Annotated in this window: 12 protein-coding genes; 7 read left to right on the top strand and 5 right to left on the bottom strand. The window is 74.4% G+C overall.

Features of this window, described 5'->3' with window-relative positions:
• Positions 1-209 precede the first annotated feature (209 nt).
• On the top strand, positions 210-863 hold the full coding sequence (locus IGA62_RS02105; protein ID WP_145816704.1) for a hypothetical protein: 654 nt from the start codon (positions 210-212) through the stop codon (positions 861-863).
• 31 nt (positions 864-894) lie between these two features.
• Here the strand turns inward: IGA62_RS02105 and IGA62_RS02100 are convergent, their stop codons facing one another.
• Positions 895-1,749, bottom strand: a complete 855-nt coding sequence (locus tag IGA62_RS02100) for a TrmH family RNA methyltransferase (RefSeq protein ID WP_377465246.1) — start codon at positions 1,747-1,749, stop codon at positions 895-897.
• Positions 1,750-1,818: 69 nt separating this feature from the next.
• On the opposite strand from IGA62_RS02100, the gene IGA62_RS02095 reads away from it, so the two are divergent.
• Positions 1,819-3,489 (top strand): PucR family transcriptional regulator, encoded by a 1,671-nt coding sequence (locus IGA62_RS02095; RefSeq protein WP_446685886.1) that lies wholly within the window; start codon positions 1,819-1,821, stop codon positions 3,487-3,489.
• A 19-nt stretch (positions 3,490-3,508) separates the two neighbouring features.
• Here the strand turns inward: IGA62_RS02095 and IGA62_RS02090 are convergent, their stop codons facing one another.
• A complete protein-coding gene (locus tag IGA62_RS02090; RefSeq protein WP_145816710.1) occupies positions 3,509-4,858 on the bottom strand; it encodes a hypothetical protein in 1,350 nt (449 codons plus the stop codon).
• Positions 4,859-4,912: 54 nt separating this feature from the next.
• Here IGA62_RS02090 and murD point away from each other — a divergent pair, with 54 nt between their 5' ends.
• The 3 genes from murD to IGA62_RS02075 are packed head-to-tail and all read left to right on the top strand — an operon-like array spanning position 4,913 to position 7,414.
• Positions 4,913-6,256, top strand: a complete 1,344-nt coding sequence (murD, locus tag IGA62_RS02085; RefSeq protein ID WP_145816713.1) for a UDP-N-acetylmuramoyl-L-alanine--D-glutamate ligase — start codon at positions 4,913-4,915, stop codon at positions 6,254-6,256.
• Between the two features lie 22 nt (positions 6,257-6,278).
• A complete protein-coding gene (locus tag IGA62_RS02080; RefSeq protein ID WP_232624857.1) occupies positions 6,279-7,115 on the top strand; it encodes an AzlC family ABC transporter permease in 837 nt (278 codons plus the stop codon).
• Positions 7,115-7,414 (top strand): AzlD domain-containing protein, encoded by a 300-nt coding sequence (locus tag IGA62_RS02075; protein WP_145816715.1) that lies wholly within the window; start codon positions 7,115-7,117, stop codon positions 7,412-7,414. Before IGA62_RS02080 ends, IGA62_RS02075 begins: the two co-directional genes overlap by 1 nt.
• Positions 7,415-7,431: 17 nt before the next feature.
• On the opposite strand, the gene IGA62_RS02070 is transcribed toward IGA62_RS02075, so the two are convergent.
• A complete protein-coding gene (locus tag IGA62_RS02070) occupies positions 7,432-7,932 on the bottom strand; it encodes a GNAT family N-acetyltransferase (protein WP_145816718.1) in 501 nt (166 codons plus the stop codon).
• A gap of 220 nt (positions 7,933-8,152) precedes the next feature.
• Complete coding sequence (locus IGA62_RS02065) at positions 8,153-9,529, bottom strand: acyltransferase family protein (protein ID WP_145816720.1); 1,377 nt, start codon at positions 9,527-9,529, stop codon at positions 8,153-8,155.
• Positions 9,530-9,540: 11 nt separating this feature from the next.
• On the opposite strand from IGA62_RS02065, the gene IGA62_RS30535 reads away from it, so the two are divergent.
• On the top strand, positions 9,541-10,386 hold the full coding sequence (locus IGA62_RS30535; protein WP_145816723.1) for an FAD-dependent monooxygenase: 846 nt from the start codon (positions 9,541-9,543) through the stop codon (positions 10,384-10,386).
• Positions 10,387-10,427: 41 nt separating this feature from the next.
• Here the strand turns inward: IGA62_RS30535 and IGA62_RS02055 are convergent, their stop codons facing one another.
• Positions 10,428-11,426, bottom strand: a complete 999-nt coding sequence (locus IGA62_RS02055; RefSeq protein WP_145816725.1) for an N-acetylglucosamine kinase — start codon at positions 11,424-11,426, stop codon at positions 10,428-10,430.
• A gap of 200 nt (positions 11,427-11,626) precedes the next feature.
• Between IGA62_RS02055 and IGA62_RS02050 the strand changes: the two genes are divergently transcribed.
• The gene (locus IGA62_RS02050; RefSeq protein ID WP_145816727.1) at positions 11,627-12,586 is read left to right on the top strand and encodes a MurR/RpiR family transcriptional regulator; all 960 of its coding nucleotides are present in this window, start codon (positions 11,627-11,629) and stop codon (positions 12,584-12,586) included.
• The last annotated feature ends 117 nt before the right edge of the window (positions 12,587-12,703 follow it).

The raw sequence follows: 12,703 nt of genomic DNA, 5'->3' as shown, positions 1-12,703 counted from the left end.
CGCGCCGGGCGGGTGCCGAACGTGGGTGACGGTCCCTGATGGATGCATGTCACAATCGCCGCGTGACATCGCCTCCGTCGCCAGGCATGCCCGATTGGCCCGGTGCGACTCCTGCGGAACCCGGCTCGGTGGCACCGCCCGGCCACGGATATCCGCCACCGCCACCGACCTATCCCGCCCCCGGTGTTCCGGGAGCACCGGTGCCTGGCATGCCGCCATTCCCGCCGGCGGCACCGAAGAGCAAGGCACCCCTCGTCATCGGTCTGGTCGCCGCTCTGCTGGTGCTGTGTCTGCTCGGGATCTGTGCAGTCGGGGTACGCGCGGCGATGGTCTACAACTCCGCACGGGAGTCGCCGGGTGGATCGGCCGGCGTCGCCCAGCCCGGTCCGTTGCGCACGACACCTCCACCTCCGTCGGTCGGGGACACCTACTCGCCGCCGGAGCCGATCCCCACGACCAGCGCGCCGGCACCGCTGCCGGCCCGGATCGGGCAGTGCGTCAGCGTCAGCGCGACCGGCTCGTTCCAGGGGATCGGCAACTGCAACGGCACCATGGGCACCTACCGGGTGGTGTCGGTGGACGCCGCCCAGAACGCCTGCGCCGACCCCCGGTCCGCGTACACCACGGCGAACGGTTACCGGCTGTGCCTGGAGCTGCACCTGGTCCGTAACCGTTGCTACAGGTTCCCGAACGGTAACGGCTGGGTCGTCGGCGCCCCGAAGTGCAAGGCGAAGGGCACGGTGCACGTCATCGACATCGTCCCCGGCGCCTCGAACGGTGACCGGTGCACCCGGGACTACCGGTGGAACCGCTGGTACCGGTTCACGAACCCGACCGTCGTCTACTGCGTCATGAAGTACTGACGACCCGCGCCGGGCGGGGCGGAGGGCTGCCTCAGTCGTCCCGCCCCAACTCCCAGAACGTGACCGCCGCCGCGGCGGCGACGTTCAGGGAGTCGACACCCCGGCGCATCGGGATCACGACCCGTACGTCACTGGCCCGCATCGCCGCCTCGGTCAGCCCGGCACCCTCCGCGCCGAGGAGCAGGGCGGCCCGCCGTCGCTGCTGCTCAGCCAGCCGCTGGATCGGCACCGCGTCCGGGGACGGGGTGAGCGCCAGGACGGTGAACCCGGCCGCGCGTACGTCGGTCAGGGCCTGTGGCCAGGGATCGAGTGTGGCGTACGGGATCGCGAACACCTCACCCATGCTGACCCGCACACTGCGGCGATACAGTGGATCGGCGCAGGTCGGGGAGAGCAACACGGCATCGATCCCCAGAGCGGCGGCGCCCCGGAAGATGGCGCCGAGATTCGTGTGGTTGTTCACGTCCTCGAGGATCGCGACACGGCGCGCACCGGCGAGGATGTCCGACGCCGACGGTAGGGGCCGCCGGTGGAAGCTTGCCAGCACACCCCGGTGCACGTGGAAGCCCGTCACCCGCGCCAACACGTCCGGCGCGGCGGCGTACGCGGGGGCGTCCAGGTCGAGCAGGTCCGCGAGTTGATCGGCTCGTTTGCCATCGAGCAGGAACGAACGCGGACGGTAGCCGGCGCGCAGGGCACGACGCAGGACCAACTCACCCTCGGCGATGAAAAGCCCGTGCGGGGGTTCCCAGCGGGTACGCAGTTCGACGTCGGTCAGGGCGTGGTAGTCGCCGAGGCGGGGGTCGTCGGGGTCGGTCACGGTCACGAGCGGCACGGGCCGATTCTCCCGGAGCGGCCGACGAGCCCGCGTACCAGGGCGGCCGATCCGGCCGACCGGTCCCGCCCCCGTCAGTGCTGCACAGGAGGCGGTGTCACGCAGGGTAGCGTGTCGCCCGTGTTCCCTACCGTCCGTGAGGTTCTGGCGCTGGACCCGGTCCGGCACGGTGCGCCGCGCCTGGTCGCCGGGGAGCGGGCGGTGGACCGGCGGGTGCGCTGGGTGCACGTCGCCGAGGTACCCGACATCGCCACCCTGCTGCGCGGCGGCGAGCTGGTCCTGACCACCGGCATCGGACTGCCCGCCGACGACGCGGGCCTGCGCGCGTTCATCGACACGCTCGCCGAGGTCGAGGTCTCCGGCCTCGTCGTCGAGCTGGGCCGCCGGTACTTCGGCGGGGTGCCCCGCGTGATGGCGGCCGCCGCCGCGCGACGCGGGCTGCCCCTGGTGGAACTGCGCCGGGCCACCCCGTTCGTCCGGATCACCGAGGCGGTGCACGCGCTGATCGTCGACGCCCAGCTGCACGAGCTGCGCGCCACCGAGGAGATCCACCAGCGGTTCACCGAACTCTCGGTCTCCGGGGCGGGTCCGCAGGAGGTGGTCCGGCAGGCCGCCGAGCTGGCCGGCTGCCCGGTGGTGCTGGAGAACCTCGCCCGCCAGGTGCTCGCGTACGACCCGGCGGGGGAGAGCGCCGAGCTGCTGCTGGACGGCTGGGAACAGCACTCCCGACGGATCCAGCCCGCCGGGCGGACCGCGTACGACGCGGACAGCGGCTGGCTGGTCACCACGGTCGGCGCGCGGGAACAGGACTGGGGTCGGCTGCTGCTGCGCTGGCCCGGCGGGGAGGCGGCCACCGCACCGCCCGGCGGGACCACCCCGCCGACCCGGTTGACCATCCTGGTCGAACGGGCCGCCTCCACCCTCGCCCTCGGCCGGCTGATCCGCCGGGACGCCGAAGGACTGGAACGGCAGCTGCACCGGACCCTGCTCACCGCCCTGCTCGACCACTCCCGGCCGGTCGACGAGGTGGCCCTGCGGGCCCGTGCGCTCGGGGTCACCCTCGACCGGCGACACCTGGTCGGCGTGGTCGTCCGGCACCGCGCCGACCACGAGGACGGTCCGGAGGAGGCCGGCCCGGCGCGGCTGCGCGACCTGGCCGAGGCGGTCGGTCAGGCGCTGCGGGAGGCGAAACTGACCGCGCTGACCAGCGCGCTGGACGACCAGGCGGTCGGGGCGCTGCTCGCGCTCGCCGACCCGGCGGCCGAGGCGAAGGCGCTCGCCGCGTTCGCCACCGCGCTGCGCCGGGTACGCGTCGACGCCCGTCCCGCCCCCGGCACGCCCGGCGCGGTGATCGTGGCGGCCGGTTCCGGGGTGGGCAGCCTCCGCGAGGCCCACCGGTCGCTCGTCGAGGCCCGGCAGGTCGCCGACGCCGCCCGCCGGGACCGGCGGGACCTGCCGGTGTTCCGGCTGCCGCACGTGGGCCTGGCCGGGCTGTTGCACCTGCTGCGGGAGGATCCCCGGGTGCAGACCTTCGTGGAGCGGGAACTCGGGTCACTGCTGGCGTACGACGCCCGGCACCCCCGGGACCAGTTGCTCGGGACACTCCGTGTCTATCTGGAGCAGGGCCGGAACAAGTCCGCCGGGGCGGCCGCCGCGCACCTGTCCCGGCCGGCGTTCTACGAACGGCTGGCCCGGATCGCCCGGATCCTCGACGTCGACCTCGACTCGGTCGACGCCTGCCTCTCGCTGCACGTCGCCCTGCTCGCCCTGGACGCCGTCCGCACCCGCTGACGACCGTCCCTGGGGCTGATCACGTCAGTGCGTCGAGGGCCTTGGCGTACGCCGGGGGGACGAAGTTCGGCCCGCCCGGGGTGAACACGTCAGAGTCCGCCGCCGCCGACCAGGCGGTGCCCGGGACCGCCTCGACCAGGGCGCGGACCACCGGCGCGTCCCGCCACTGCTCCTGCTCGGCCAGCAGGCTCAACGCCACCACCGACTCCTCGACCTCGCCGACGCACTCGAACGGCTTGTGTCCGTCCACGCCGAGCAGTTCCCGGTAGCCGGGGATCTGCGTGTCGTCGGCGAGCAGGTCGCCGCCGAAGATGTGGGTGATCCGCTCCCGGGGCACGAACGGGGCGAGGGCGAGGAAGACGAACCGGCACTTCGGGCAGTTCCGGCACCAGCGGGCGCTCGGGTCGTGCAGCTTGAACGCGGCGTTGCAGCTGGTCACCACGTCGTCGTACCGGGTGAAGGCGGCGAACAGGCGGGCGATGTGCAGCTCCGACAGGGAGCGCAGCAGCGAGAAGTACGGCTCGGTGAGCCCGGCGTGCTCGGCGAGCGCGGCGCGGAGCAGCCCTTCGGCCTCGACCCCCTTGGACCACTGGTGGTTGATCTCGTGTCCGTTCCAGACCAGGTTCGGGTCGGAGGCGGAACGCTCGTTCGACATCACCACCGGCCCGAGTCCGTGCAGGACGGCGGTGGCGACCGCGATCAGCGAGTTGATCGCGGTGACCGGGATGTGCCCGTTGCGGGCGCCCGCCTTGTTGAGGGCGAACAGCGTCGGGTCGAGCCGCCGCCGGGCTGCCAGCGGGGTCAGCCCGGACGCCGCGTTCACCGCGTCGATGACGTGGTTGGGGTTGACCGAGAAGGGCACCGGGTCCATGCCGGCCCGGCGCAGCGCCTCCAGGCTGACGATGGAGTCCTTGCCACCGCCGACCGCCGAGAGGGGACGCCGGTCGGTGGTGTCCACCGTGGCCGCCGGCGGCACCGAGCCGGTCGGGATCTCCGGGGTCAGCTCCAGCACGTACGGCAGCTGGTTGCGGTAGGCGTACTCGGCGAGGCCCTTGGTGTAGACGGCGGTGAGCCAGCCGGCGGCGGCCGGGTCGAGCGGCGCGGGCGCGACCAGGCGGGGCGGGGCGGCGGCCTTGTAGTAGCTCACCCCGGCGGCCAGGTGCAGCAGGTCCAGCACCCGGTCGAGGGCGGCGAGGGTGGCCTGCGACGGCGGCTCCGGCGGTGGCGGAAGGGTGATCACCTCGGTGAAGCGCAGCTCGCCGTCCGGGCCGGTCAGCGCGTAGTCCAGCCGTACCTCACCGGTGGCCGGGTCGATCGAGCGGGACGGGAAGGTGAAGGCGTCCATCCGCCGGAGCTGTTCGTTGGGCACACGCCATACTAGGCCGTGACAAATGAGCCCGTACCCGGCTGGAGGAGATCCCCTGTGCGCCTGTCTGACCTGCGCGGACGTTCCGTCGCCGTCTGGGGCACCGGCCGGGAGGGCCGGGCGGCGGTGACCGCCGTCGCCGCCCACGGCCCGGCGGAGCTGGTCGCGGTCGACGACAGCGCGAACTTCCTCTCGCTGGACTGGTCCGGCCCGCTGGCCGAGGCCGCGCCGCTGGTCACGGGGGAGGAGGGCTTCGCCCGGCTGGCCGCCGCCGACGTGGTGGTCCGCTCGCCGGGTGTGCCACAGACCCACCCGTGGCTGGTCGAGCTGCGCCGCCGGGGGGTCACCGTCACCGGCGGCAGCGCGCTCTGGATGGCCGACCACGCCGCCCGCACCGTCGGGGTCACCGGCAGCAAGGGCAAGAGCACCACCTCCAGCCTGATCAGCCACCTGCTGACCGCACTCGGCCGGCCGAACGTCTTCGGCGGCAACATCGGGGTGCCCCTGCTCGACCTCCCCGAGGCCGAGCTGTACGTGCTGGAGCTGTCCAGCTACCAGTGCAGCGACCTGACCGACTCGCCCCGGGTCGCGGTGGTCACCGCGCTGTTCCCCGAGCACCTCGACGCGCACGGCGGCGAGCGGGAGTACTACCGGGACAAGCTCAACCTGCTCGCCCACGGGCCGGAGACGGTGGTGGTCAACGGCACCGACGAGCGGCTCGCCGCCGAGTTGGGCGACCGTCCGGCGGTGCGCGCCGGCCGCCCCGACGGCTTCCACGTCGCTCCCGGCCCGGACGCCACGCCGTGGTTCCACGCCGCCGACCGGCCGCTCTTCCCGCGTACGAGGCTGCCGCTGGTCGGGCGGCACAACGAGGGCAACCTGTGCGTGGCCCTGGCGGTGCTCGACGCGCTCGGCGTGGACGTGCCGGCCCAATCCGACGAGGTCGCGGCGGCGGTCGCCGCGTTCCGGGGACTCGCCCACCGGCTCACCGAGATCGCCGACCCGTCCGGGCTGACCTTCGTCGACGACACCCTCGCCACCAGCCCGTACGCGGCGATGCACGCGATCGACGCGTACGAGGCCCGCCCGTTGACGGTGATCGTCGGCGGCACCGACCGGGGCCTGGACTACACCCCGCTGCGGGAGCACCTGGCCGAGCGGGAGATCACCGTGATCGGCATCCCGGACAGCGGTCCCCGGATCGTCGAGGCCCTCGCCGGGCTGCCCCGGGTGCGTACCGAACTCGCCGACGACCTGGTCGCGGCGGTCCGGCTGGCCCGCAAGCTCACCCCCGCCGACGGGGTGGTGCTGTTGTCACCGGCCGCGCCCAGTTACGGCCGGTTCCGTAACTTCGAGCACCGCTCCGAGGTCTTCGCGGAGGCCGTCCGAGACACCGCCTGACCTGCCCTTTCCGCCCTCCGGCATGATGGGCGCGGTCGGGCGCCGGGAGACCCGGCGGTTCCGGCGGGAGGGGGACGATGTGGGGGTCGCGGTGGTCGACCAGGACTGGCCGAAGGCCCGGCGGGCGGTGCTGGCCGACGCGGCCGGGGTCGGGGTGGCGGTCGGTGCGCTGGGGCTGTCGTTCGGGGCCCTGGCGGTGGTGTCCGGGTTCTCGGTCTGGCAGGCGTGCGCGCTGTCGCTGCTGATGTTCTCCGGGGCGTCACAGTTCGCGGTGATCGGTGTGCTGGCGGCCGGCGGCGGAGCGTTCACCGGCGCGGCCACGGCCACCCTGCTGGGCGTGCGCAACGCCCTGTACGGGCTCAATCTCTCCTCGCTGCTGCGGGTACGCGGCCTGCGCCGGCTGTTCGGGGCGCAACTCGTCATCGACGAGAGTTCGGCGATGGCCATGGCCCGTGACGAGCCCCGGCAGGCCCGGCTGGCGTTCTGGGCCACCGGCGTCTCGGTCTTCGTGCTCTGGAACCTGGCCACCCTGGCCGGGGCGTTCGGTGCGCAGGTGCTGCCCGACCCGGAGGCGCTCGGGCTCGACGTGGCCGCTCCGGCGGCGTTCCTCGCCCTGCTGATGCCCCGGTTGCGGGACCGGCGGCTGTGGGCGGTCGCCGTCGCCGCCGCGGCGACGGCCCTGCTCACCGTTCCGGTGCTGCCCGCGGGTCTGCCGGTCCTGGCGGCCGGACTGGTCGCGGTGGTCGTGGCCCTGCGTGGCCGGCGCGACCGTCCCGGCGCTGCCGCACGCGGCGCGGATCAGCGCGAGGGTGCCGAGGTCGCATCGGTGCCGGGCGCGGGTCGGGGTGGTGACCGCTGATGTGGACCGCGATCCTGCTCGGCGCCCTCGGCGTCTACCTGCTCAAGCTCGTCGGCCTGGCTGTGCCCCGGTCGGTGCTGGAGAAGCCCCGGGTGGAGGAGGCCTCCGCCCTGCTCCCGGTGGCCCTGCTCGCCGCCCTCGTCGCCGTGCAGACCTTCGCCACCGGGCCGCACCTGGTGCTGGACGCGCGGGCGGCCGGCTTCGCGGTCGCCCTGGTGGCCGTGCTGCTGCGCGCGCCCTTCCTGCTTGTGGTCGCGCTCGGCGCGGGCACCGCCGCGCTGCTGCGCCTGCTCACCTGAGCCGGTGGACGCCGACCTCAGGGCAGGTCGAACGGGGGCGCGGCAGCCGGGGTGAACTCGGCCACGATCTCGTCGCCCTCGGCCGCGTCGGTCGGCGTGAAGCCCGCCGACTCGTAGAGCCGTCGTGCGGCGGTGTTCTCCGGGTGGTACGACAGCCGGATCACCCGGCACTCCGGCTGCCCCGCCAGCCACGCCGTGACGGTCCGCAGCACGGCACGCCCGAGTCCCCGGCCCTGCTCGGCGGCGTCGATCAGCATGCCCCCGAGCCAGTACGAGCCGTCCTCGTCGTCCACGCCCCACATGACGTGCCCGACGACGGTGTCGTCGGCACAGACCGCCAACGACGTCCAGACGTCCTCGCGCGTCGAGAGCAGCAGGTAGCGGGCCGCCAGGGCGGCGACGAAGGCACGTTGGTCGTCCCGGGGCGCGACGTCGGCGACGGCACGCCAGTTCCCGTCGTCGACGTCGCGCAGGGTGACGCGTCGTCCGGTCCGGTCGTGGAGCCCGTGGTCGATCATCGGCCGATGCTAGGCCCGGTCGGGTGGCGTCCGCGAGCCTTATCCGGCCCGCTGCCACGCTCCGGCCGGCACGGGGGACGTCTCATCGGCCCGGCACCTGCCCGACGGGCGGTTGCCGCCGACGGTCGGCGGCGGCCCGGTCCGGCGGCGGCCACGGCCGGATCCGCGCCCTGAGCATCTGCCTGAGCCGCGACACGCCTCCACGCTAATTGTCCGGGATTCACGTACGGTGCTTTGTCGCGGAGCGGAGCAGCCGCAGCAGACCCGCCCCCACCAGGTACGCCACCAGCGCGGCGACCGGCAGGCCCAGTGGCTCGGGCGCGTCCTTCGGGGTCACCGCGTTGACCACGAGGGCGGCGACCACGGCCCCGAACCCGACCCCCGTCAACCCGCCCCGGACGCGTCCGCCCGCGTCGCCCCCGCCGGCCCGGTGCCGCGCGCCGGCCGGGCCGCCGCCGCGCCGGCCGGCGCGGGCCTCCACCGGGCCGAAGATCGCGACCAGCGCCGCCAGCACCACGACGAGCATCAGCAGCCACGGCACCCGCCAGGCCAACCAGGCCGGCGAGTCGACCGGCGGGGTGGGCAGCAGGCCGACCGCGTCGAGCCCGCCGACCAGCAGGATCGCCGCACTCAGGTGCCAGAGGAAGACGGTCAGCACCACCGCGTTCACCGCGATCACCGCCTGCCACGGGCCGGGACGCCGCAGCCAGCGTTCGGCCGGGGCGCGGAGCACCATGATCAGCCCGAGCTGGGCGGTGGCGAGGACGAGCAGCGCCAGGCTCGGCGGCGCGGCGTTGTCCAGCCGCTCGCCCGGGACGTTGAGCATGCTCACCGGGTACGGACCGACCGTGGTCAGCAGCACCAGCACGGCCACCCCGCCGAGCAGCAGCGCCCAGCCCACCCGTGGAGACGGTGGTAGCCGGCGCAGTGGCCGGTCGACGCCGCGCCGGGCGTCGTACCAGGCGTAGCCGAGCTGGTGCACGGCCAGCCAGCCGAACAGGTAGTTGCCGAGGGCGAGGGTGGCCGGACCGGTGGCCCGACCCAGGTCGCCCAGCGCCACCAGGGCCGCCAGCGCCACCGGCACGGCCAGCCCGAAGCGCTCGTGCAGGGCGTACGTGAGCGGGGTGAGCGGGACGACCAGCAGGTACGCGGAGAGGAACCACAGCGGTACGGTGGCGAACCACACCACCGTACGCACCGCCGAGGGCTCCGCTCCGGCCAGCCGGCCGACCAGGGCCCCGCCGGCGAGCACCAGGACCAGCAGGGTGGTCGGCCGGACCAGCCGGGCGCTGCGGTCGAGCAACCAGTCGGTGGCGTCGCCACCCCGGGACCGGCGGGCGGCCAGCGAGGCGGCGTTGGCGTAGCCGCCGACGAGGAAGAAGACCGGCATCACCTGGGCCAGCCAGGTCAGCGGGTACGCCCAGGGCAGCTCCGGCAGGGCGGAACGCGCGGTCGGGCGGCCCGCCGCGTCGTGGCCGAGCACGGTGACCGTCCAGTGGCCGAGGACGACCATGGTGATCGCCACGGCCCGGAGCAGGTCGACGTGGCGTTCCCGGTCGGCCGGCGTCCGCTCCGCGAGCTGCCGCAGGCGGCGCATGGCGTCAGGCTATGCCACCGGGGACGGCTCCGGTGCGCCATCGGCCCCGGCAAACCCGCCGCCGCCGGTCGGTACCGACGACCCCGGGACCGCATCTGCTGCGCCGCCGGTATGCCGCGAACACCCGTATCGCGACCTCGTACCGTCACGGCCGGGTGTTCCTCGCCGGAGACGCCGCCCACGTGCATCCCGCGGTCGGCGCGCCCGGACTCAACCTCGGGTTGCAGGACGCGGCCAACCTCGGCTGGAAACTCGCCGCGCAGGTGTACGGCTGGGCGCCACCCGGACTGCTCGACAGCTACCACACCGAGCGCCATCCGGCGGCGGAACGGGTCACCATGCACACCCAGGCCCAGCTGGCGCTGATGTCCCCCGGACCCGCGATCACCGCCCTGCGCCAGGTCGTCACCGAACTGCTCGAAACCCCCGGTGTCACCGGACAGATCACCGACCTCCTGGCCGGTTCGGACGTCCGCTACCGGATGCACGCCGGCGCACCTCATGCACTGACCGGCCGCTTCGCCCCTGACCTCGCCCTCCATGTCGGAACCCGCGCCACTCGCCTCGCCGAACTCATGCGTCCGGGCCGGCCACTCCTGGTGGACCTCACCGACGGAAGCCACCTCGCCGACCTGAGCAACGCCTGGCGTGACCGCGTGGACCTCGTCACCGCCCGCGCAACGACACCGAGCTCCGCCGATGCCCTTCTCGTCCGCCCGGACGGCTACGTCGCGTGGGCCCTCGGCCCGGACGGCACCGACGGCCTCCCTGAGGCGCTGGCGACCTGGTTCGGCAGGCCCCAACGCCCTGACTCACGCACCGCAGCGGGCGGTGCACCGGCCCGACAGACGTCCTGACAACCGGTCCACCCCAGGCTGTGTGTCCTCTGCCGCTGCCTTCACAAGAGCGGCAGTCCAGGGTCGACCAGCAGCCCGTGCAGCGCCTCGGGATCCGTCACCCCGGGCAGGTCGCGGGCGGCGAGCCAGGCGGCGGCCGCCGCGCCGTCGCCGGCCCGGCGCAGGGGTGCCTCCGGCCAGCGGCGGCGCAGTTCGGCCTGGAGCGCGCTGGCCAGCGGGGTGTCCCCGGTGAGGAGTCCGCCGCCGAGGACGAGCGGCTCGGTGGCGCCCGGTGGGCGGATCCGCGAGGCGCTCTCCGCGAGGTGCCCGGCGGCCTCGCCGACGAGGGCGACGGCGGTCGGCTCGTCGCGCCGGGCGGCGTCGACGACCAGCGGGGCCAGCCGGGCCAGCTCGACCGGGGGACGTCGGGTGACCGCCTGCACCAGCGCGTCGACGGTGTCCCGGGGGCGGGGCGCGATCTCGGCGTGCCCGAGCAGTTCGGTGAGGACGCGGACGCCGAGGGGCCCCGGCCGATGGGCCCGGTCCAGGTCGGCCAGCACCCGCCGGACCGCCTCGCGGCCCAGCCAGAAGCCGGAGCCGGCGTCGCCGAGCAGCCACCCGTGTCCGTCCGCGACCCGGTCCAGCCGCAGTCCGCGTACCCGGGCGGCGATGGCCCCGGTCCCGGCGATGAGCACGGTGCCGTCCGGGTCGGGGCTGCCGGAGGCGTAGGCGATCAGGGCGTCGCTGTGCACCGTGTACGGGCAGTGCAGCCCGACGTCGTGCCAGGCCCGGTCGAAGGCGTCCCGCCCGGCGGGGTCGGCGAGGAGCCGCCCCGCCCCGGCCAGCCCGATCACCCCGGCGGTGACCCCGGCCGGGTCGGTGCCGGCCAGCGCCGCGTGCAGGGCGGTGCGGAGTTCGGCGGCGGCGCGGTCGGCGCCGTGGCTGGTGGGGTTGCCGCCGCCGGCACGTCCGGTGCCCAGACGTTCACCGGTGGTGGTGACCACGGTGGCCCGGGTGGAGGTGCCGCCGACGTCCAGGCCGACCACGACGCTGGCGGACATGCCGATGAACCTCCGGATGGTCGTGGCGGGGCGATTCATGCTGGTCGACCCGCAGGCGGCTGGCAAGGGGCGACCGGTCCACGGAGCGTGTGGTCCGGGTAACAGTTTGAAAACTTCGCCCACGGTCTTGACACGGAGGGCCCTTTAGTAAGAACTTTTACCACTAACAGTTAACACTCTTTTCGGAAAGGTGGGCTCCGATGGTCGGTCACGAGGTGGACGCCACCGCGGCCGCGGTGGTCGACACCGACGGGCCCGACCGCCGGGCCCCGCTCGGGGTCGCCTCCGACGGTGTGCTCGCCCGCGTCCGCACCGGCGCGGACGAGCTGACCGGGGCGCTGCGCCGGGTCGCCGAGCACGTGCTCAGCGACCCGGAGGCGGCGGCCCGGGCCACCATCGTGGAACTCGCCGAACGCAGCGGCACCTCACCGGCCACGGTCACCCGGTTCTGCCGGGCGATGGGCTTCGAGGGCTACGCCGACCTGCGGCTCGGCATCGCCGCCGAGACCGGCCGGGCCCGCTCCGCCGGTTGGACGGTCGACATCGGCCGGGAGATCCAGCCCGGCGACCCGCTCGAACGGGTGCTCGGGCAGATCATGGCCGCCGACACCCGGGCCATGCACGACACCGCCGCCCGGCTCGACCTGGCCGAGGTGGAACGGGCCGCCGTCGCCATCGCCGGGGCCGACCGGGTGAACATCTTCGGGGCCAGCGGCAGCGCACTGGTCGGCGAGGAGATGCAGTTCAGCCTGCACCGCATCGGCGTGGCCGCGTGGGCCTGGAACGACGTACACGAAGGGCTGGCCAGTGCCGCGCTGCTGCGCCCCGGCGACGTGGCGCTGGGCATCTCGCACACCGGGCAGACCCGGGAGACCATCGAGATGCTCGCCGAGGCGGGCAGCCGGGGCGCGACCACCGTCGCGCTGACCGGTTTCCCCCGCTCACCCCTGGCCGAACTGGCCGACGTGGTGCTGCTCACCGCCAGTCAGGCCACCACCTTCCGTCCCGACGCGTTGTCCGCCCGCCACCCCCAGCTCGTCGTGCTCGACCTGCTCTACGTGGCGGTCGCGCAACGCACCCACGACCGCGCCCACGCGGCGTTCCGACGTACCGCGCAGGCGGTCGACGGGCACAAGGCCGCGCGGGGGGCCCTGCCATGACCCACGTCCGGTGCCCCACCGGGCCGGCCCGCCGCACCGACTGACCCGACCCGGGGGCGATCGACCGTTCGTCCCGATCCGATTTCCACGCCAGGCCCGATCCGACTCCCATGTCAA

The sequence above is a fragment of the Micromonospora sagamiensis genome, assembly GCF_014680085.1.
In the GTDB taxonomy this organism is placed as follows: domain Bacteria; phylum Actinomycetota; class Actinomycetes; order Mycobacteriales; family Micromonosporaceae; genus Micromonospora; species Micromonospora inyonensis.
This window is presented reverse-complemented; position numbering and strand designations above follow the sequence as displayed.

Coding starts and splice junctions, on each gene's coding strand:
- IGA62_RS02105 (WP_145816704.1), top strand. CDS start 210: ATGCCGCCATTCCCGCCGGCGGCACCGAAGAGCAAGGCACCCCTCGTC.
- IGA62_RS02080 (WP_232624857.1), top strand. CDS start 6,279: ATGATGGGCGCGGTCGGGCGCCGGGAGACCCGGCGGTTCCGGCGGGAG.
- IGA62_RS02075 (WP_145816715.1), top strand. CDS start 7,115: ATGTGGACCGCGATCCTGCTCGGCGCCCTCGGCGTCTACCTGCTCAAG.
- IGA62_RS02070 (WP_145816718.1), bottom strand. CDS start 7,932: ATGATCGACCACGGGCTCCACGACCGGACCGGACGACGCGTCACCCTG.
- IGA62_RS02065 (WP_145816720.1), bottom strand. CDS start 9,529: ATGCGCCGCCTGCGGCAGCTCGCGGAGCGGACGCCGGCCGACCGGGAA.
- IGA62_RS30535 (WP_145816723.1), top strand. CDS start 9,541: ATGCCACCGGGGACGGCTCCGGTGCGCCATCGGCCCCGGCAAACCCGC.
- IGA62_RS02055 (WP_145816725.1), bottom strand. CDS start 11,426: ATGTCCGCCAGCGTCGTGGTCGGCCTGGACGTCGGCGGCACCTCCACC.
- IGA62_RS02050 (WP_145816727.1), top strand. CDS start 11,627: ATGGTCGGTCACGAGGTGGACGCCACCGCGGCCGCGGTGGTCGACACC.